This window comes from Amycolatopsis thermalba (genome assembly GCF_003385215.1).
GTDB lineage: Bacteria > Actinomycetota > Actinomycetes > Mycobacteriales > Pseudonocardiaceae > Amycolatopsis_E > Amycolatopsis_E thermalba.
Map to the genome: position 1 here is coordinate 160520 of NZ_PQHW01000002.1, position 20133 is coordinate 180652.

The following is a 20133-nucleotide window of genomic DNA, read 5'->3' on the forward strand; positions in this document are numbered from 1 at the left end:
GGCTACCGGTCAGTGACCCAGGGGCAGATCGCCGTGCAGGTTGTCGAGGTCAGCGGCCTCGGGCAGCGGCGCGTGGTTCAGCGGGCCGATCGCGTCGGCCAGCGGGCTGTCGGTCACGGACACGATCTCCTTGACCGGGTCGGTGGTCAGCGCGTGCTCGACGTGGTTGGTCACCTCGGGCAGCGGGTTCGCGACCGGCAGCTGCGGCAGGCCCTGCGGCAGCTCGGCGCCGAAGTGGACCGGCAGATCACCGGGCGCCTCGGCCGGGATCGTGGTCGGGACGGCGGCGGGCAGCACGGACGGCACGCCGGGGGCGGCAGGCAGGTCGCTGGCGAGGTCCGCGGCCTGGTGGCCGGCGTCGGAGATCGCCGTGCCGGCCTGGGCGCCACCGTTGGTGACCAGCTCACCGGCCTGCGCGCCGCCGAGGGTCAGGTACTCGCCGAGGGTGGCCGAGTGCTGGGCGACGCCGCCGCCGACCAGGTCACCACCGATCGAGATGTAGTCGGCGATCGTGCCGGCGGCCGGCTCGGCGCGGCCGAGGACGTCCGAGTCGAGCGAACCGGCCAGGTCACCGGCCTCGTCGAAGCTCGGCAGGCCGTCGAGGCTCGGGGCGTCGGCGGGGGTGCCGTCCACGCCGAGGGTGTAGGTGCCGAGGGCCGAGTCGGTGCGGGCGCCCGCGAGGACGGCGTCCTCGGTGGCGGTCAGACCGCCCTGCAGCTCACCCTCGTTGTTCTCGACGGCGAAGCCGCCGGTGAAGCCCTCGGTGCTGCCCGCGGCGCTGCCGATGAAGGCACCGGCCGGGGTACCGGCGGTGCCGGCGACGCCCGCGCCCTCCGCGGCGGCGGCGGCCGCGGCGGCGCCTTCGGCCAGGTCACCCTCGTAGGAGACGGTGGTGGCGTAGCCGTCGGCGGAGCCGGCGCTCGTGGTGTCGAAGCGGCCCACGCCCGGGACGTCCAGGTCGGGCGCGGTGAACGGCTCGTCGCCCAGCGACGGCGCGTCCACCGGCAGCGAGCCCAGCGTGTCGAAGTCGACGGGCAGGCCGCCGGTCTCCGGCAGCTCGGTCAGGCCGACGGCCGCGGCGAGTCCGGTGACGTCCTCGGTGCCGACCGGCAGGGCGCCCGCGTCCAGCGGCAGAGCGCTCGCGTCGACCGGCAGAGCGCTCGCGTCGACCGGCAGAGCGCTCGCGTCGACCGGCAGGCCGGTCAGCTCGCTCGGCACGTCGGCGCGCTCGGTGCTCACCGTCGGCAGGGACGGCAGCTCGCCCAGGGCGGGCAGCTCGACCGGGAGGCCGGGCACCGCGTTCTGCAGGCCCTCGACCTCGGGCAGCGACACCGCGGAGCTGCTCAGATCGGGCGCCTCGACGGGCAGCGTGTTGACCGGCAGGTCGCCGACGGGGAGGTCGCCGACGGGCAGGTCGTTGCGCGCGTCCAGCGGGAGGCCGTCGAGGGCGGGGACGTTCAGCGGCAGGTCGCCCAGCGGCAGGTCGCCCAGCTCGGGCAGCTCGACCGGCAGGTCGCCCAGGTCGGCGGTCGGGCCGCCGAGCAGCTCCTCGCCGAGCGGCAGGGCCGAGGTGTCGACCGGCAGGGCCGGGGTCTCGACGGGCAGGTCGGCGCGGGCCGGGACGTCCAGGGGCAGCTCGGGGGTCGCGACGGGCAGCGCGTCAGCGGCGTCCGCGACGGCCTGCAGCTGGGCGATGGCGCCCTGCAGGTCGGTCACGTCGGCGTCCAGCGGCAGCGCGGACAGCGCGTCGGCCAGCGGCGCGGGGGCGTAGTCGGCGACCAGCGGGGCGACTTCCTGGATGTCCTGCGGCGTGACGTCGCTCAAGCCGGCGGCGGCGAGCGCGCTGGTCGGGTCGGCGGCGAACGCCGACCGGGCAGCCTCGTCGTTCAGGAGGTTGAGCACGAACTCGTGCAGGTTCTGGGCGGGGAGAGACAAGGAATATCTCCGCGGATCTCGGGGGGTTTGAAACCGGACAAGGCGTCCAGGGTGCACCGCAGGACGCCTCGGCCGAACCTAGTGACCGTTCCGTTACCGAGGCATCGGGGATAGGTCCGCAACCTTGGGTGAGGTCATCGGGGCCAGCGGTTAGGGGATTAGGGGATGTGACCCCAACGGGCGACTTTGGTACGAAGGGGCGACCCCGTGAGTGAGGATTCAACCCCTATGCGTCACGTTCTCGGCATCGACATCGGCAGCACCGGCATCGCCGCTGCCGTGTGCCGTGACGTGGGCGAACGCTGGTCGGAGCCGGTGTCCGGGCCCCCGGTGGAGTCCGTCGTGCACGTCGCTCCGGACGCGACCGTGTCGGTCGGCGCGGAGGCGTTGCGGCGCTCGGTCGTGGAACCGGACCGGGTGGCGCGGGGATTCCTGCGCCGCATCGGCGATGACGTTCCGTTCCTGCTTGGTGACGAATTGTACACGTCAGAGGCGCTGACCGCGGCCGTCGCGGGCTGGGTCGTCGACCAGGTCGCCGCCGACGAAGGCGAGCCGGCCGAGCGCATCGCGGTCACGCACCCGCCGTCCTGGGGCACCTACCGGCGCAAGCTGCTGCTCGACGCGCTGGGCGCGGCCGGGCTACCGCCCGCGATCCTGCTGCCGACGCCGGTCGCCGCCGCGGAGGGGCACCTCGCGCGGGAGCGGATCGACCCGCAGACCCTCGTCGCGGTGTGCCGGATCGGCGGCGAGCACGCCGACCTCGCCGTGCTGCGGCGCGGACCCGCGACGTTCGACCTGGTCACGCACGCCGAGCCGGCCGAGCCGGCGGCTGGGAAGGCGCTCGACGACCTGCTGTTCGCCCACGTCCACGAGCGGTGCGGCGACGTGGCGCCCTCGGCGTTGCGGCTGGTGTGCGCCGAGGCCAAGGAGCGGCTCTCGACGCTGCCCGAGACCGAGATCGGGCCGGTGCGGGTGACGCGCGCCGAGTTCGACCGGCTGGCGCGGCCCGGCCTGCTCGCGACGCTGGACCCGCTGCGCCGGTACGAGCGGCTGAGCGCGGTGCTGCTGGTCGGTGGCACGGCGGCGGTGCCGCTCCTGGCCGAGCTGGCCGGCGAGCTGACCGGCTGCCGGGTGGTCGCCGAGCCGGAACCGGCCTTCGCGGTCGCGCGCGGAGCGGCGCTGGTCGCGCGGCTGCGGGAAGGCGCAGCGGTCGAGTCGACCGCGCTCGTGCCGAAGGTGACCGGCTTTCCCGACCTGGAACCCGAAGACGTGTACGACGACGAACCCGTTCCGCCGCGGCCGCCCGTCGTACTGACCCCGCTCGAACCGCCCCGCCGCCGGTTCGCGCCCTCCCGCCGCGGCGGCTCCCGAAGCGAGGACGACGAGTGATCCTGCTGGACGAACCCACCGAGCGGGTCTGCGCGGCGATCAAATCCGGTCGGCTCGCGCCGGTCCGCCTCGCGATCGTGGCCCCCGGCGGCTACGGCAAGACCGCCGTGCTCGACCACCTCGCCGGCGCGCCCGGCGTGCGGCTGGTCGACGACGCCCACCTGCTGACCGACGCCGAACTGTCCGAAGTGGCCCGTCAGCTCGACGACGAGTCGGCCGGGCTGGTCATCGCGGCCCGCCCGCACCCGCGGCCGGCCGCGCTGAACCAGGTGCTCGGCCGGCTGACCGGGCAGCTGGTGCTGCGGCCGTTCGACCGGCCGCGCACGGAGACGTTCCTGTCCAGGGCCGGGCGGCCGCTGGCCGTCGACTCCGTGCTGGCGCAGACCGGCGGCGTGCCGGGGTTCGTGCGCCTGCTCGCCGGCGGCGACGGTGAGCTGGTCGCGGCGTTCCGGCACGAGCTGGACCAGGCCGGCGAGGATTCGCTGTGCTACCTGCTCGCGGTCGAGGCCGGGGCCGATCCGGACCTGCTCGCCGCGCTGAAGCTGCCCGCGTCGACGGTCGAAGCGGTGCGGGCGACCGGCTACCTGGGGCCGGACGGGCGGCTGCTGCCGGTCGCCGCGCGGGCCCTGCGGGAGCTGGTGCCCGCCGACCGGCGGATCGCCCTGCGGCTGCGGCTCATCCGGCGGCAGCTCGACCGCAGCGGGCCGGTGCTGAGCCTGGTCCGGCCGCTGATCGGGGCCGGTGTGACCGGGGCGGACGTGGCGACGGCGTTCGAGGTGGCCGCCGGTGAGGCGACCGGGGAGCCGGCGCTGGCCGCGCGGTTGTACGAGGCGGCGGTGCGGGCCGGGCGGCCGACCGCGGCGGTGGGAACCCGGTGGGCCGAGGCGGTCGCGCGAGCCGGGGACTTCGACACGGCGCTGCAGCTGGCCGACCAGGTGATCGGCTCGGACGACGCGGCGGACCGGGCGGAGGGGGCGCAGGTCGCGGGCGCGGCACTGGCGCACCGGGGCCAGCTGGCCCGCAGCGCGGAGCTGTTCCAGTGGTCGGACACCGCGGCCGCGCGCTGTTTCGCGGTGATCGGCCTGACCGGGTCCGGGCGGCTCGCGGAGGCGGAGAAGCTGCTGGACAAGTCCTCAGTGGACGGTCCGCCGACGCTGCTCGCCGGTGCCGTGTCGTCGGCGGCTCGTGGTGTGCTGGAGTCGGTGACGGATCAGCCGACGGTGGCACTGTCCACTTTGATCCGTTCGGCGGAGATGCTGGAGCCGGTGTCGGACCGGGTGCTGCTGCCGGACAGCCCGGCGGCGCTGGGCGCGCTGGTGGCGCTGCACTCGGGTGAGGCGGCGATCGCCGAGCCGTTGCTGGAGCGGGCGGTGTCGTCGGGCGTGCTGGTGCCGCGGCACCGGTTGCTGCTGGCGTGGATCGCGATGCTGCGCGGCGACGAGGAGGGCGCGAACGCGCAGCTGCGGTCGGCGGGGGAGCAGTTGTCGCCGCGGGACTGGTTGTTCGCGGTCGGGTTGCGGGTCGGGCTGGCGCGCCGGGCGAGCGACCTGGCCGGGTTGCGGCGGATCTGGATCCAGGCGCGCGAGGCGGTGGTCCGGCACCCGGTCGACCTGTTCACGTTCCTGCCGTTCGGCGAGTTCGAGGTGGCGGCGGCGCGACTCGGGGAGCGGGACCGGCTGGCGCCGCACCTGCGGCAGGCGCGGGAGCTGCTGGCCGGGCTGGGCGACCCGCCGTTGTGGGCGAGCGCGTTGCACTGGAGCGGTCTGCACGCGGCGGTGATCGCGGAGCAGCCGGAGGAGGCGGCCGCGCACGCCGAGGCTTTGGCGGAGGCGGCGTCGGAGGGCCCGTACTTCGCGACGATCGCGCGGGCGGCGGGGTGCTGGCTGAAGGTGCTGGGCGGCGAGGTCGACGCGCCGGAGGTCGAGTCGGCGGCGCGTGACCTGCACGGGGTCGGCCTGTGCTGGGACGGCGCGCGGCTGGCCGAGCAGGCGGCGATCCGGACGTCCGACCGCAAGGCGATGGTGACCCTGCTGGACTGCGCCCGTGTGCTCCAGGGCCGGCCGGGCCGGGAAGCGGTGGAGCACACGGGCGGGGTGCGGCTGAGCGAGCGGGAGCGGCAGGTCGCGGAGCTCGTGGTCGCCGGGTTGACGTACAAGCAGATCGGTGATCGCTTGTTCATCTCGGCGAAGACGGTCGAGCACCACATGGCGCGGATGCGGCAGCGCCTGGGGGCGGGCAGCCGCGGTGAGCTGCTGGCTGAGCTGCGGGAGATCGTGCAGGTGGCGTCCTAGCGGACGACCTGCACGGTGTCCCCGGCCGCCAGGGTGCTGAAGAACTTCTGCGAGGCGCTGGTCGACAGGTGGATGCAGCCGTGCGAGTACTTGGACAGGCTGCCCTGGTGGAAGGCGATGCCGGGCTGGAAGAAGACCGAGTTCGGCATGGGGGCGTCGAACTCGCGGCTGTGGTAGTCCTTGACCTTGTGTGAGACGCGGAAGGTCCCGACCGGCGTCGGGTCGCTGGCCGAGCCGGGCATGATCTGGACGGGGCCGTAGACGACCTCGCCGTCCTTGAGGAGCCAGGCCTTCTTCGCGGAGAGGTCGACACAGGCGTCGACGGTGGCCGCGCACGGCACACCCGCCGGGGCCTGAGCCTTGGTGGTGGTGGTCTTCTTGGTGGTGGTCTTCGAACTGGTCGAGGGCTTCGTGGTGGTGCTGGTCGTCGAGGGCGCGGCCGAGCTGGTCGACGGCGTGGTGGTGCTGGGAGCGGCGGTGCTGGTGGTGGTGGGCGCTGTGGTGGGCGCGCCGGTGGTCACGGCGACCTGCTGCACGTCCGCGGCCTGCTGGGCACCACCCCCACAGGCGGTGAGCACGAGAGCAGCGCCCACGGCGGCGACGGCCAGCACCAGCTTCTTGACGGTCACTTGTACGTTCCCCCAGCGTTCGGATGATCCCTACAAGCGCAAAGACGCCCCACGGGGAGCCGTGGTTGAGCGCAAGAGGTCACGATCTTGTTGCACCGGGTTTGAGGGCGAGGATTTCGCCCGGGCGGGTGAGCGTGGTGCTGCTGGTACCGCATTGTCACGGTTAGTTACGCCGCATCCGCACTCGATCGGCACCCGGACCTGCGGCCGGCGCCCCCGGCATGCGTGCCCGCGGCCTGCGGCCGCGCCTGTGGTTGGATCCGCGCGCGGCCTGCGGCCGCGCCCGTGGTTGGATCCCGCCCGCGGCCTGCGGCCGCGCCTGCGGTTGGACCCTGCCCGCGCCGGACACCTGCGCCTGCGCCTGGCACTCGCACTGGGCATCCCACCCCCGGGCCGCACCCACCCGAGGCCGGCACCCTACCCGCAGCCGGGTGCCGCACCTGTGGCTGGCACCCGCGCCCGCACGGGGCATCCCACCTGCGACACCGTCCCCTGCGGACAGCACTGCCTTCCGGCCAGCACCGGCCCCTCTAACCAGGACCGTTCCCTCCCACGAGCGCCGTCCCTCCGGCGAGTGCCGTCCCTCTGGCGAGTGCCGTCCCTCTGGCGAGTGCCGTCCCTCTGGCGAGTGCCGTCCCTCTGGCGAGTGCCGTCCCTCTGGCGAGTGCCGTCCCTCTGGCGAGTGCCGTCCCTCTGGCGAGTGCCGTCCCTCTGGCGAGTGCCGTCCCGATCCGCCCGGACCGTCGCCCCCGCACCGTCCCTGCCGCAGCACCGTCACCCCCCACCCACCATCGGTCCGGCACCATGGGCCCATGCGCTACGTCATCATCGGAGCGGGCGCGGTCGGCTCGACCGTCGCCGCTCAGCTCCACCTCGCCGGCATTCCGGCCGTGCTCATCGCGCGCGGCGAGCACGGCGCCAAGATCCGCGAGCGCGGGTTGCGGTACTTCCGGCCCACGGGCGAGCAGCTCGTCCCGGTGCCGGTCGCCGGCAACGCTGAGGAGGTCGAACTCGCTCCGGATGACGTCCTGGTCGTGGCCACCAAGACCCAGAACACCGAGGAGGTCCTCCAGGAGTGGTCGTGGCTCCCGGCCGGCGCCGGTCTGGCCGCCGACCTGCCGGTGCTGATGCTGCAGAACGGCCTGGAGAACGAACGCGCGGCATTGCGCCGCTTCGCCACGGTGTTCGGGGCGTCCCTGTGGATGCCGACGACCTATCTGGAACCCGGCGAGGTCAGCGCCCAGGGCGCCCAACTGCCGGGCATCCTGTGGCTCGGCCAGTTCCCGTCCGGTGACGACCCGCGCCTCGACACCATCGCCGCCGACCTGCGCACCGCCGGCTTCGGCGCCCAGCTCGTGCCGGACCTGCTGCGTTGGAAGGCGGGGAAACTCCTCGCCAACCTCGGCAACGCCGTCGACGCTCTCTTCGGTCCCGACGACCGCACGGCATCGCTCGGCCGCGAGCTGCGCGCCGAGGGCCGTCGGGTGCTGGCCGCGGCAGGCATCGATCCGGTCAATTTGCGCGAAGCATCCGAAATAGACACTTCGGCCGCGGACCCCGCCGAGATCCCGGGGCGTCCGCGCGCCGGCAGCTCGACCCGGCAAAGCCTCGCCCGCGGTGCCGGATCGGTGGAGGGCGATTTCCTCAACGGCGAAATCGTCCTGCTCGGACGGTTGCACGGAGTTCCGGCCCCGCTCAACGCCGCGATGCAGCGCCGCCTCGCGCTCGCCGCCGCGCGTGGTGAGTCGCCGGGTTCGGCTGACCCATCCGAGATCGACCTGCCCCGGCCGCCGGTTCTCATCAGCGCCGATGAACTGCAACGGCAGCTCGACTCGTCTGCCCCACCTGTTCTGCTGGACGTGCGGTGGGCGCTGGGCGATCCAAACGGACATCGTCACTACCTCGACGGGCACCTGCCGGGCGCGGTGTACGTGGACCTCGACACCGAGCTGGCCACACCGCCGTCCCCCGCCGAGGGACGCCACCCGCTACCGGACATCGAAGCTTTCCAGGCGGCCGCACGTCGCTGGGGCGTCCGCGAAGGCTCGTCCGTCGTGGCCTACGACAACAGCGGCAACCTCGCCGCCGCCCGCGCCTGGTGGCTGCTCCGCTGGGCGGGTGTCGCGGACGTCCGGCTCCTCGACGGCGGACTCGCCGCGTGGGGCGACAGGCCCCTGGAGACCGGTTTCGGCCGCACGCCCGAGCCGGGCGACGTCGTGCTCAAGCCCGGTCACCTGCCCGTTCTCTCGATCGACGAGACTGCGGCCCTGCCGGCCGAGGGCACGCTGCTCGACGCCAGGGCCGGCGAGCGCTACCGCGGCGAGCAGGAGCCCGTCGACCCGCGCGCCGGGCACATTCCCGGTGCTGTCAGCGCGCCGACCGGTGACAACCTCGCCACCGACGGCCGGTTCCGGCCGGCCGCCGAACTCGCGGCCCGCTTCCGCGGCCTGGGCGTCACCGCAGGCCCGGTGGGGGTGTACTGCGGTTCGGGTGTGACCGCGGCGCACGAGATCGCAGCGCTGGCCATCGCCGGGATCGACGCGGCCCTCTACCCCGGCTCGTGGTCGCAGTGGTCGAACCAGCCCGACCGTCCCGCGGCAACGGGCCCGAACCCGTAGCCGGAGCACCGACGCGCTGCTCGGGTCGGCTGTCTCACGCAACTGAGCCGGCCCGGGCAGCACGTATCGCCACCCTTTGATTGCCGTTCACGAACGTCACGGCGAGGCGGCCATGCACGACGTGAGCAACCCCGCTGCTTGCCTGCCATCGCCACCGAGCCCCGGTGGTCAGCCCGTCTTGCCCACGGACTTCACCGTCTCACAGTACGATCGATCACCATCCTTCCTGGTAGTTGTAGACGTATGCGCTTGCGGCCGAGCACCTCGCACTGGGGCGCCTTCTCAGCCGGACTCGATGAGAACGGTCACCTCCAGGTCTCCGCACACCCCGAGGATCCGGCGCCGTCGCCTCTGCTCGGCAATCTGCCCAGCGCCTTGACCGACCCCACCCGGATCGCGGCGCCGGCGATCCGACGAGGGTGGCTGGAGCGCGGGCCTGGCCCGGATCCGAAGCGCGGCCACGAGGACTTCGTCGAAGTCGGCTGGGACGAGGCTCTCGATTTGCTCTCGGCGGAACTCCTCCGGGTGCGGTCCGAACACGGCAACGAGGCGATCTACGGCGGCTCCTACGGCTGGGCGAGCGCCGGCCGGTTCCATCACGCCCAGAGCCAGTTGCACCGGTTCCTCAACGCTTTCGGTGGTTTCACCTCCTCTCGCAACACCTACAGCTACGGCACCAGCGCGGTGGTGCTCCCGCACATCGTCGGCACCGCCACCGACGTCCTGCGCAACGGTTCGAGCTGGCCGACGATCGTGGCGAACACCGAACTCCTCGTGGCTTTCGGCGGAGTGCCCGAGAAGAACGTCTTCGTCACGCCCGGCGGAGTCACCCGGCACCACACCCCCGGTTTCCTGGCTCAGCTCGCCGACCGGGACGTCGAGGTCGCCCTGATCAGTCCGCTGCGCGCCGACCTGCCGGCGCGGCTCGACGTGCGGTGGTATCCCATCCGCCCCGCGACCGACACCGCGCTCATGCTCGCCCTCGCGCACACCCTTGCGGTCGAGGGCCTGCATGATCGACGGTTCCTGGACCGCTACTGCACCGGCTACGACGAGTTCGAGCGCTACCTCCTCGGTCTTGACGACGGAATCGTCAAGGATGCCGCCTGGGCCAGTGCCCTGACCGACATCCCGGCCGCGGAGATCGTCGACCTCGCCCGACGCATGGCCGCACGTCGCACCTTCATCACCGTCACCTGGAGCCTCCAGCGCATCGAGCACGGCGAGCAGCCCGTCTGGGCGGCCATCGCGCTGGCCGCCATGCTCGGTCAAATCGGACTGCCCGGTGGCGGTTTCGGCCACGGGTACGGCTCCATGGGCGACACCGGTGACACCGGCCCGGACTTCCGGGTGCCCTACTTGTCGCAGGGGATCAACCCTGTCAAGCAGTACATTCCGGTGGCCCGGATCGCGGACATGCTCCTCAGACCCGGCACCCGCTACCAGTACGACGGTGCGGAACGCACCTACCCGGACATCCGCCTCGTGTACTGGGCCGGTGGCAACCCCTTTCACCATCACCAGGACCTCAACCGGCTACGGAGCGCCTTCGCGCAGCCCGACACCGTCGTCGTGCACGAGCCCTTCTGGACCGCCACCGCACGGCACGCGGACATCGTCCTGCCCACCACGACGGCGTTGGAGCGCGAGGACTTCGGCTGCGGCCGCCGCGACAGCCATCTCATCGCGATGCACCGGGTCGCCGAGCCTCGTGCGCAGGCCCGGGACGACCACACGATCTTCGCCGGACTGGCTGCCCGGCTGGGTATCGAGGAAACGTTCACCGAGGGGCGCACCGCACGCGAGTGGCTCGAGCATCTTTATGGCTCGTGGCGACAGCACCTGGCCGGGAAGGGCTTCTCCGTACCGTCCTTTCCGGAATTCTGGGAGATGGGCGAGTACCGCTTGCCGAACACGGAAACCGACCGGACGCTCTGGGCCGACTTCCGCGCCGACCCCGTCGCCCATCGCCTCCCGACCCCGAGCGGCAGGATCGAGATCGTCTCCGAGCGCGTGGCCTCGTTCGGCTACGACGACTGTCCCGGCCACCCGGCCTGGCTGGAGCCCGTCGAGTGGCTCGGCGGCGAGCGAGCGAGCCGATTCCCGTTGGTGCTCATCGCCAATCAGCCCCACACCCGTCTGCACGGCCAGCTCGACGGTGGCGCTGTCAGCCAGGCGGCGAAGGTCGCGGGCCGGGAGGCCGTCCACCTGCACCCCGAGGACGCCGGCCCTCGCGGCATCAAGGAGGGCGATGTGGTCCGGATCTTCAACGACCGCGGCGCTTGCCTGGCCGGAGCGGTTCTCACCACCGATCTTCGTCCTGGCGTGGTACAGCTGCCGACGGGTGCCTGGTTCGATCCCGCCGGAACCATCTGCGTCCACGGCAATCCCAACGTGCTGACCGCGGACCTGCCGTCGTCGCAACTGTCCCAGGGGTGCACGGGACAGCACGTGCTCGTCGAGATGGAGCGTTTCGCGGGTGAACCACCTGGCATTGTCGTGAATCGACCACCGGCCATCTCGCGCAAGCGCGACATGTAGATCCGCAGGGTGGTCGGGATGTGCTCCATGAGTGCTCCTCGTCGTCGATTTCGCTTGTACCGCAGCAGATCCGGCTGGTCGCGCCGTCTGCGGTGTCCTCGACGATACAGGAATATCGAATTTGTGTTCTAACCCGATCGATGGATTCTTCCTCCGGTGGCTGCAAATATCTGTCTTTCGGTAGATGGTGCGCACGGATCGATTCGTGCATTCTCGAATCACGACCACACCACCGAGCGAGGAGATCGGACATGGACACCACGACCGGGAGCAGCCGGCGGATGAAGCTCGAACTGGGTTGGCCTGTCCCGGTTCTCGGCGCCGTATGCGCGATGCTCGCGGCAATGCCCGCGGGAACGGTGCTCGCCACCACCTCGACCCTCGTGGTTCTCCTTGTTGCGCTGGGGATCGCGATGCATCGTGCTCGACGACCCAAGGTCACCGTCGCGGCCTCGGTTGCCGCTGCCAGCAGCTCGCTCGTGGCGACGTTCGGGAGCGGCGATGTGGTCGATCAGAGCCTCAGCTCGTGGTTGCTCATGGAGAGCGCGCTCCTGCTGTGTGTCCTCGTCCAGGCGGTCCGGCAGACGAGGGGGCCAGGGACACTGCTGTCAGCCGGGGCAGTGACGAGCGCGGTCGTTCTGGCGCCGTTGAGGCTCGCGAGCAGTCCTCGAGCGTCGCCTGGGATGGCGTCGGCAAGCGAATGGTGCTTCGGCTGGGGATTGCTGGCGGCTTGCGCCTTGGCGGTCGGTATGTACTTGCGGTTCCTCGACGAAGTGCGGGAGGAGTCGATTCGCGCGGCACGACGCGAGCAACGCGTGCGGCTCGCGAGTGACCTGCACGACTGGCTCGGTCACGAGGTGACCGGGCTGGTTCTGGAGGCTCAGGCGGCGCGGATCAACGACCGTGAACCGGTCGAGGTACGCCGTGCGTTGGAGCGCATCGAAGGAGCGGGCGTCCGTGTCCTCGACTCGATCGACAGGGCTTTGTGCTGGTTGCGTGCCGACGATGGCGCTGCCGGGATGGTCGACTGGGAGCGGCAGGCGACGATGGCCGACATCCCAGCCCTGGTGAACCGGTTCGGGGCGCTCGGGTCGGTGCGGGTGGAGCTGGACCTGGATGACCAGGTGAGGGATGTGCGCCCGGAGATCGCGCGGACCGTGCACCGGATCGTCCTGGAAGCGCTTACGAATGTCCGAAGGCATGCCCCGGCGGCCCGTCAGGTGTCCGTGGCGGTGCGCCGCAACGGTGCGCACGTGATCGTCCGGGTGGTCAACGACGGCGTGCGACGCCAGGGGTTGCTCAAGCGGGCTCGTGGCGGAGGCTCCGGACTGCGGGGACTGGCCGAACGGGCCATCGCACTGGGTGGAACCTCCTGGGCGGGACCAATGGGGCAGGCCGGCTGGGCGGTACACGCCGTGCTGCCGGTGGTCTCGTGACTGCGATCAGAGTGTTCGTTGCGGATGATCAGGAGGTGGTTCGCCGCAACCTGCGACACATCTTGGAGGCCGAAGACGATCTTGAGGTGATCGGCGAGGCAGCTGATGGTGAGTCGGCGGTGAAGCGGGCACGAGAGTTGAGGCCGGACGTCCTGTTGGTCGACGTTCGGATGCCGGGACGCGACGGGTTGTCCGTGACGCGGGTACTTGCCGGCCCGGACCTGGTGGATCCGTTGCGCGTCATAGTGATCACGACGTTCGAACTCGACGACTACGCGCGCGCCGCGATCCAGAACGGAGCCTGCGGGTTCCTTCTCAAGAGATCAGGGCCCGGACTGCTGGTCGAAGGTGTCCGCGCGGCGGTTTCGGGCGACATGCTGATCAGCCCGCAGATGACCCTCCGGCTCTTCCGGCATATGGGCAGGCAGGCTGTCGGTAGTCGGCGGCCAGGGGTGCTGTCCGGCCGGGAATGGGAGATCGTGCGTCTCGTCTCGCAGGCGAGGACGAACGCGGAGATCGCGCAGTCCTTGGGAATCACGGTGGGAACAGTGAAAACACACCTGAGGAGCATCCAGCGGAAGCTGGACCTGCGTAACCGGGTCGCGATCGCGGCATGGGGGTGGGAAACCAGCGTGAAGGGGGCATGAGAAGTCAGGAGGTAACAACACGTAGAGCGACAGGAGAGGAGCAGTGACTACGGTCCGCATGATTTGTGCAGCTGATCATCACCCGATGGAGTTATCTTTTTCCATGATCGGGGAAAGTGAGAGTCTCTCGGCATGGACGCACTCATCGCGCTGGTAGCTTTTGCCGAGCCGTAGCTGGCTCTGTGGGGTGGTCGAGTGACGCCCGCCGAGCGGCAAGGCATTGGGGAAGGTCCACGCCGTGCCGATGGAGGGTGTTGATGGCGCGCACGATCCTGCGTGACAGGTCGGATGACCTCGTGCGGAGCGTGCAACTGGCGGACCGTACGGGAATTGTGGCGGCCAGTGCGCCCAAGCCCATCGAGGCGCACGCGGACGACGAGTCGATCCTCGCGGGCTTTGCGTCGGTGTCCGGACAGCTCGGCCTCGCGCTCGAGCCGGTGACTGATCGGCCCGGGCCGGGTGAGGAGCGGCGCCTGCTCCGTCGGGTCCGGCGCAACTTGCTGGTCGCTGTTGCGGCCCTCGTGCTCGTCGGTGTCGGGTGGATCGCGGGTGGCACGTTCGGTTTCGGTCACGGCTCGGACACCACGCCGGCAGTGGCGGCTGGGGTCGTGCCGAGCGCCGTTCCTGCGGCGCCGGTGCAACCGCCTCCGAGCACGAGTCCCGTTCCTCAGGTGCCGGTGACGACGCAGCCAAGTGCGCCTCCTCAGCCGTCGAAGACTTCTCCGTCGACGAAGAAGAAGGTGACTCCGACCCAGACGGCGCCTTCGGGACATGGCGAGGCGCGCAACGGCCCGGTCGAGGAGACCAGCAAGCAGAACAAGCCACTCGCTCGGGCGATCGATGAGCAGATCCAGCAGCTGTTCCAGGTCTGGACGTGGAGCCAGCCCGACCTGCGCGGTGACTTCGACGAGGACCAGGACCGGTCACCGAGGTACTTCGGGCCGCTGGGGCGTTGACCACTCGGCGGGCGGTGCTGCACGGCCCGGAGGAATCGGCCAGTGGGGCCGCGCGCGTGATGTTTGCCGGGTCTCGACGACACGCTGGGGACGGCACCGGGGACGGCCTGCGTCGACGCCAGTCGGCGTGCGGGACTGAAGCGGGTATGAGGTCAACCGGGCTGGGGCCGCGCCGCGGGTTGGGCTTGGAGTGGGCTGTCTTTGGGGCACGGTGGAGCCGACCAGGCACGACGCGGGGTCGACCGAGCTGTTTGGCGCGCCGTGGGGCGGGCTTCGAGTGGGGTCGCTCCCCGCGGCGAGTCGGCCCGGCGTGAGCGCAAGGTCAGTCCATTTGGTGAGGTGGGTGGGCTCCGAGTGGGCTGGCTCCTCGGGTGAGCTGGCCCGGCGTGAGCGTGAGGTCAGTCGAGGTGCCTTTGGTGAGGTGGGTGGGCTTTGAGTGGGCTGGCTCGCTGGGGTGTGCCAGCCGGGTGTGAGCGCGAGGTCAGTCGAGGTGGGGTGGCGCCGTTGCTGGGCTTGCAACGGGTGGTATCCGGGGTTGGCGCCGTGAGGTGGGGCTTCTGACGCGTGGCGTCGGGGAGCGGCCGCACGTTGGGGCGCGTTGGTGCGGGCGACCGCCGGGGTGTGTGGCGGAGCCGGCATGGCAACGTCGGTGCAGGTGAACGGCTGGGATCAGCTGAATCGGCGTGACATTGTGTGGGAGCGCCGTGGGGGGCTGGGCGAGGCTGCCCGAGTCCGGATCGGCGGGGCTGAAACTGGCACCGCAGCGTGGGGTGCGCGGTGCCAGGCGTCAGACGTTCGTGATCTCGTCGATGAAGGCGTCCACGTCGAAGCGGTCGCTCTCCGTGCCCAGCGGAACGAGGTCCGTAGCGGCGTCGAGGAAGCGCTCCACGTCCTCGCGCTCGATTTCCACCAGCGCGTAGCCGTCGGGGGACTCGATCTCCAGGATCAGGATTCCCTCGTCGGTCGACAGATCCGGGCGCACGCGCACGTCGCCGATGCCGACGGGCTCCCGCAGGCCCGTGACGAGCAGCTCGCGGGCGAAGGTCCACTCCACCCAACGGCCACGCTCCGTGCGGAACGCGATGTTCACGGCGAACGGCTCGCTCGCGACGTACGACAGTCGAGACAGGACTGGAGCACTGGAGCCGTTGAGCGACACGAACTGGCTCTGGGTGACGGTATCGGTGTTCACGTGCCACCTCTCGCGGTCTTGGTTCGCGCTCCCGGCGCGAACTGGTCGGACAGCGATGAGATGTAAGCGGACGCCGAAAATGATGCGTCGCGGACGACTTTCACGCGATCGGCTGCAAAATCTTCCAACCTGTAACACGCGCGCCCACCCCGATCAGCCCCCGTTCAGGGGAACGGTCAGCCCCACCTTGACGCGGTCCATCGCGACGCTCGTCGTGAAGTGCCGCACCTCGCCGTTGTCGAAGAACATGCGGCGGGTGAACGCCTCGAACTCCCCCATGTCCCGGCACTGCACGACCAGGATGAAGTCCGCCGACCCCGTAACGTAGTAGCACTGTTGCACAGCGGAGTCAGCCAGCACCTGCTTCCGGAACGCCTCCAGCACCTCCAGCCGCTCGCGCTCCATCTCCACCATCACGATGAACGTCATGTGGACCCCGACCGACGCCGGATCGATCACCGCGACCTCACGCGAGATCACGCCGGCATGCCGCAACCGCTTGATGCGGCGCTGCACCGCGGCGGCGGACAGACCCACCTCGGCGCCGATCGCCTCGGCGATCGTGCGTGAGTCGTCCTGCAGGCGTTTCAGAATCTCGTAGTCGAGTTTGTCCAGGTCAGCGGCGGGCACCACCGCATCGTAACCACAACCCCGCCTGCGACGCGGCTCACGCAAGGGGTGCGAAGCGGATGTCGCCGGCATCTTCGCCGACAGCGAACCGCAGCAACCGCGCCCCCTCGTCCTCCAGCGCTGCCCTGTCCTTTGTGGAGAAACGCTCGTACGGCTCGATCTCCAGCGTCGCGGCGTTCCGCGACCGCGCGATCCGCCAGCTGCCCCGCACCAGCCCGTCGACCAGGATCGTCCCCGGGAACACCCCGTTCGGCACCCCGAACACCCGCTTGCGCGCGTCGTCGGGCAGCACCCGGGTCCGGTCGGTGTGGGACAGCAGCAGGTTGTCGAACTCGGCGATGAACCGCGGCGGGGCGGGCGTCGCCGGATCCGGGCGCGGCGCTTCGGGCAGGTCGAACACCTCCCGGCCCTGCTCGGTCCGGAACACGCGCAGCCGCGGACGCAACCGGTCGACCACTTCACCGAGCCGGGTCAGCCCGCTCCACGCCTGCACGTCCGCCACGCTCGCCGGCCCGAACGCCGCCAGGTACCGCGACACGAGCTCGTCCAGCGAGCCGTTCCGATCCAGCGGCCGGCCGAGCCAGTCCTCCGCCGTCGCCAGAGTTGTCCGCCCGCTGCGGCCCCACACCGCCCGCGGCGGGACCTGCACCAGCGGGAGCAGGCCGCGCGCCGCGTGGGCGAGCGCCGCAGGCGGCGTGTCCGGCCACTGCTCCGCAAGCCGTTTGCCCAGGGCGGCCGGGGTGTGCGGCTCCTCCGCCAGCACCGCACGCGCCCGGTCCGCGACCTCGCCCAGATCAAGCGGGGCAAGCGGTTTCTTGTACGCCGTGTTCGTGCGCAGATCCCGGTCGAACAGCGGCTGCACGAGCGGACGCAACCACAGGCAGTCCTCCGCCGTCACCAGGTGCACCGTGCCGCGCATCAACGCGATCCGGACCACCTGCCGGTCGAGCAGGAGCTGCCCGAGCTGCTCGGGCCGGAAGCCGTGCAGGCGTGACCACAGCCCGTAGTAGGGCGGGAACGGCGCCTGCGCCTGGAGTCCACAGAGGTGCCGGACGGCTTCGAGCGGTGTGACTTCCGCCGCCCGCAGCAGCAGTTGGCGGGCGAGCAGCGCGCGGTTGAGCGCCCGGGGCCCCAGCGTGTCCGGCATGACCGAACCCTAGAACCTACCGGTGACAGTTCTGGTCCGCGTAGTCCTTTAGTGGGCCGCTTTTGTGACCTGGAACACAACTCACCGGTCTACCCAGGGGTAGCCCCTACAAGTGTTGCATGCATGAAGGACACCACGCGGTCCTTGCCGGCCTGGGAGCCTGGCTGCCGCCGCGGGTGGTGGACAACGACGACCTCGCCCGGCATCTGGACACCTCTGACGAATGGATCCGCGCCCGCACCGGCATCGGTGAGCGCCGCATCGCCGACCCCGACACGTCCACAGTGGACATGGCCGTCGCCGCGGGACGGAACGCCTTGCGCAGCGCCGGCACCGACACGGTCGACGCGGTGGTGCTCGCGACCGCGACGCCCGACCAGCTCTGCCCGGCCAGCGCCCCGCAGGTCGCCTCGGCGCTGGGGCTCAGCGGTGTCGCCGCCTTCGACGTCAACGCCGTCTGCAGTGGCTTCATCTACGCCCTGGCCACGGCGGCGGGCATGATCGCCGGCGGGATGGCCGGCCGGGTGCTCGTCGTGGGCGCGGACGCCTTCAGCCGTTACTGCGACCCCGGCGACCGCACCACCGTGCCGATCTTCGGCGACGGTGCCGGCGCGGTCGTGCTGCGGGCCGGGACCGACGGCGAGCCCGGCGCGCTGGGCCCGTTCGACCTGCACAGCGAGGGTGAGAACGCCGACCTGCTGATCGTCCCGGCCGGCGGCGCGAAACAGCGCCAGTCGGACAACCCGCACGACTACTTCCTCACGATGCAGGGCACCGCGGTGTTCCGGCACGCCTGCGCGCGCATGGCCGAGTCGGCGCGCGCCGTGCTGGGCCGGTCCGGGCTGGGCGTCGGCGACGTGGACCGGTTCGTCGGTCACCAGGCCAACATCCGCATCCTGCAGGCCACCGCCAAGCAGCTGGGCATGGCGAACGACCGGGTGGTGGCGAACATCGAGCGCGTCGGCAACACGAGCGCCGCCTCGATCCCGCTCGCGCTGGCCGACGCCTGCGACGACGGCGATCTCCAGCCTGGTCACCGGGTGCTGCTGACCGCGTTCGGCGCCGGCCTGACGTGGGGTTCGACGCTGCTGACCTGGCCCGACGTCAAGCCGGGCGGCGAGGCCTAGTTCGTCCAGGTCTTCGTGGGCGTGTCCCGCCCGCGGAGCTGGATCGTCTCGTGGCGGGACCACCGCGCCTGCTCACTGGCCGTGGCCTGCGACCACAGGCTGTCGCTGGCGAGGGTGCGGCCGGGCACGTGTTTCGCGTGCTCGGTCAGCCGCGCCGCTTCGTTCACCGCGTCGCCGATGACCGTGTACTCGAGCCGGCTGCTGCTGCCCAGCTGCCCCGCGAACACCCGGCCCCACGCGACGCCGATGCCCAGGTCCAGCTCGCCCTCCTCGCGGACCGCGTCCCGGATGGCGCGTGCCGCGGACAGGGCGGCGGTCGCCGGATCGGACAACCGGGTCGGCGCGCCGAAGACGCACAACGCCGCGTCGCCCTGGAACTTGTTGACCAGCCCACCGCGTGCGTCGACGGCCGACACCACGTGGTCGAACAACCGGTTCAGCTTGCGCACGATCTCCTCGGGCGGCAGCCGGTAGGCCAGGGCGGTCGAGTCCACGACGTCGACGAACAGCGCCGCCACCTCCCGCACGTCGCCGCTGAGGGACGCCCCGTGCTCCAGGGCGTGCCGGGCGACGTCGATGCCGACGTGCCTGCCGAACAGGTCGCGTAGCCGGTCCTGTTCGCGCAGCCCGGCGACCATGCTGTTGACCGACACCTGGAGCGAGCCGATCTCGCTGGCGTCGTCGACCCGGACCGAAACGTCCTTGCGGCCGCGGGTGATCAGGCCGACCGCCATCCGCAGCCGGTGCAGTGGCGCGGCGACCGCCCGCGCGAGCAGCGCGGTGCCGAGCGCACCGGAGATGAGCCCGACGATCGACAGCATGATCAGGCTGGCGGTCTCGTCGGCGTTGCCGATGTTCGGCGGCGCGGCGACGATCAGCACCCCGAGCAGCGGAACGCCACTCGCCACGGCCCAGGTGATCGCGAGGCGCGACAGGACGCTGACCGAGACCGCGTTGCGCGGTGGGCTCACCTCGAGGGCGAGGATCAGGATCGGGCGCGCGACCCACTCCGCCGCCAGGTACATGAGGCCCACGGTGAGCAGCCCGCCGAGGCCGACGGCGAGGGTGACGCCCAGGGCGTCGAGCGCGGAGCCGAGGATGCTGGTGAGGGTGCCGAGGATGATCGTGCCGCCGAGCCAGAGGGTGCCGCTGACCAGTGCGAGGTCGCGCGGCAGGCGGAGCGCGCGGCGGGCTTCCGGCGGCGTCGGGCGGCGGCCCTGGGCGAACCAGACGGCGGTGCGGCGGTGCAGGATGGCCGACCACGCGGAGCCCACGAGCACCGACAGCAGGACGTAGGCGCCGGCGCAGGTGAGCAGGACCCAGGTGCGGGTGCCCATTTCGGCGGGGATGCCCTGGAGGAACAGCAGCAACCCGACGGCCGCGGCGCCACACACACTCGACCCGACGCCGAGCACCACGAACCCCAGCCCCGTGCGCAGCACCACGCGGAACTTCGCGAGCTGGGCGAGCTTCGGCACGCAGGTGATCGTATTGCCCCGGCGGGGGCGGGGCGCGTTGTTTCGGCGAGCGGTTCGGTGGGGGTGCCTCGGTGGCGCAGGGATGGGGCGCTGCGGCGGGCGGCGGTGTCCGGGCGG

The 20133-nt window shown here is 71.5% G+C and carries 14 protein-coding genes; 8 read left to right on the plus strand and 6 right to left on the minus strand.

Going from position 1 to position 20133, the window contains the following annotated elements:
* Positions 1–9: 9 nt before the first annotated feature.
* The gene (locus tag D0D15_RS01790) at positions 10–1935 is read right to left on the minus strand and encodes an IniB N-terminal domain-containing protein (protein ID WP_094003589.1); all 1926 of its coding nucleotides are present in this window, start codon (positions 1933–1935) and stop codon (positions 10–12) included.
* Positions 1936–2163: 228 nt separating this feature from the next.
* Here D0D15_RS01790 and D0D15_RS01795 point away from each other — a divergent pair, with 228 nt between their 5' ends.
* Entirely contained in the window at positions 2164–3324 is a 1161-nt protein-coding gene (locus D0D15_RS01795; protein WP_094003590.1) for an Hsp70 family protein, read from the plus strand.
* The gene (locus D0D15_RS37505; RefSeq protein WP_115944180.1) at positions 3321–5615 is read left to right on the plus strand and encodes a helix-turn-helix transcriptional regulator; all 2295 of its coding nucleotides are present in this window, start codon (positions 3321–3323) and stop codon (positions 5613–5615) included. The genes D0D15_RS01795 and D0D15_RS37505 overlap by 4 nt, the downstream gene beginning before the upstream one ends.
* Here D0D15_RS37505 and D0D15_RS35785 read toward each other — a convergent pair.
* On the minus strand, positions 5612–6244 hold the full coding sequence (locus D0D15_RS35785; RefSeq protein WP_162830483.1) for a L,D-transpeptidase: 633 nt from the start codon (positions 6242–6244) through the stop codon (positions 5612–5614). The genes D0D15_RS37505 and D0D15_RS35785 overlap by 4 nt on opposite strands.
* An 812-nt stretch (positions 6245–7056) precedes the next feature.
* Here D0D15_RS35785 and D0D15_RS37680 point away from each other — a divergent pair.
* From D0D15_RS37680 to D0D15_RS01835, 5 genes are all read left to right on the plus strand, one after another.
* Positions 7057–8862: a rhodanese-like domain-containing protein gene (locus D0D15_RS37680; RefSeq protein ID WP_094003592.1), complete on the plus strand. Its 1806-nt coding sequence runs from the start codon at positions 7057–7059 to the stop codon at positions 8860–8862.
* Between the two features lie 243 nt (positions 8863–9105).
* Entirely contained in the window at positions 9106–11403 is a 2298-nt protein-coding gene (locus D0D15_RS01820) for a molybdopterin-dependent oxidoreductase (RefSeq protein WP_094003593.1), read from the plus strand.
* Positions 11404–11654: 251 nt separating this feature from the next.
* On the plus strand, positions 11655–12839 hold the full coding sequence (locus D0D15_RS01825) for a sensor histidine kinase (RefSeq protein ID WP_094003594.1): 1185 nt from the start codon (positions 11655–11657) through the stop codon (positions 12837–12839).
* Positions 12836–13486, plus strand: a complete 651-nt coding sequence (locus tag D0D15_RS01830) for a response regulator (protein WP_094003595.1) — start codon at positions 12836–12838, stop codon at positions 13484–13486. Before D0D15_RS01825 ends, D0D15_RS01830 begins: the two co-directional genes overlap by 4 nt.
* 257 nt (positions 13487–13743) lie before the next feature.
* Complete coding sequence (locus D0D15_RS01835) at positions 13744–14442, plus strand: hypothetical protein (RefSeq protein WP_094003596.1); 699 nt, start codon at positions 13744–13746, stop codon at positions 14440–14442.
* 787 nt (positions 14443–15229) lie between these two features.
* Here D0D15_RS01835 and D0D15_RS01840 read toward each other — a convergent pair.
* From D0D15_RS01840 to D0D15_RS01850, 3 genes are all read right to left on the minus strand, one after another.
* A complete protein-coding gene (locus D0D15_RS01840; protein WP_094003597.1) occupies positions 15230–15634 on the minus strand; it encodes an SsgA family sporulation/cell division regulator in 405 nt (134 codons plus the stop codon).
* 153 nt (positions 15635–15787) lie between these two features.
* The gene (locus D0D15_RS01845; RefSeq protein WP_094003633.1) at positions 15788–16264 is read right to left on the minus strand and encodes an Lrp/AsnC family transcriptional regulator; all 477 of its coding nucleotides are present in this window, start codon (positions 16262–16264) and stop codon (positions 15788–15790) included.
* Between the two features lie 37 nt (positions 16265–16301).
* On the minus strand, positions 16302–17411 hold the full coding sequence (locus D0D15_RS01850) for a winged helix DNA-binding domain-containing protein (protein WP_094003598.1): 1110 nt from the start codon (positions 17409–17411) through the stop codon (positions 16302–16304).
* A gap of 119 nt (positions 17412–17530) precedes the next feature.
* On the opposite strand from D0D15_RS01850, the gene D0D15_RS01855 reads away from it, so the two are divergent.
* Positions 17531–18538 (plus strand): beta-ketoacyl-ACP synthase III, encoded by a 1008-nt coding sequence (locus tag D0D15_RS01855; RefSeq protein WP_115944183.1) that lies wholly within the window; start codon positions 17531–17533, stop codon positions 18536–18538.
* Here D0D15_RS01855 and D0D15_RS01860 read toward each other — a convergent pair.
* Positions 18535–20016 (minus strand): adenylate/guanylate cyclase domain-containing protein, encoded by a 1482-nt coding sequence (locus D0D15_RS01860; RefSeq protein ID WP_094003600.1) that lies wholly within the window; start codon positions 20014–20016, stop codon positions 18535–18537. The two genes, D0D15_RS01855 and D0D15_RS01860, sit on opposite strands and share 4 nt — an antisense overlap.
* Between the last annotated feature and the right edge of the window lie 117 nt (positions 20017–20133).

Excerpts from the sequence above, each read along its gene's own strand:
- D0D15_RS01795 (WP_094003590.1), top strand. The coding sequence starts at position 2,164 with ATGCGTCACGTTCTCGGCATCGACATCGGCAGCACCGGCATCGCCGCT.
- D0D15_RS37680 (WP_094003592.1), top strand. The coding sequence starts at position 7,057 with ATGCGCTACGTCATCATCGGAGCGGGCGCGGTCGGCTCGACCGTCGCC.
- D0D15_RS01820 (WP_094003593.1), top strand. The coding sequence starts at position 9,106 with ATGCGCTTGCGGCCGAGCACCTCGCACTGGGGCGCCTTCTCAGCCGGA.
- D0D15_RS01825 (WP_094003594.1), top strand. The coding sequence starts at position 11,655 with ATGGACACCACGACCGGGAGCAGCCGGCGGATGAAGCTCGAACTGGGT.
- D0D15_RS01835 (WP_094003596.1), top strand. The coding sequence starts at position 13,744 with ATGGCGCGCACGATCCTGCGTGACAGGTCGGATGACCTCGTGCGGAGC.
- D0D15_RS01850 (WP_094003598.1), bottom strand. The coding sequence starts at position 17,411 with ATGCCGGACACGCTGGGGCCCCGGGCGCTCAACCGCGCGCTGCTCGCC.
- D0D15_RS01855 (WP_115944183.1), top strand. The coding sequence starts at position 17,531 with ATGCATGAAGGACACCACGCGGTCCTTGCCGGCCTGGGAGCCTGGCTG.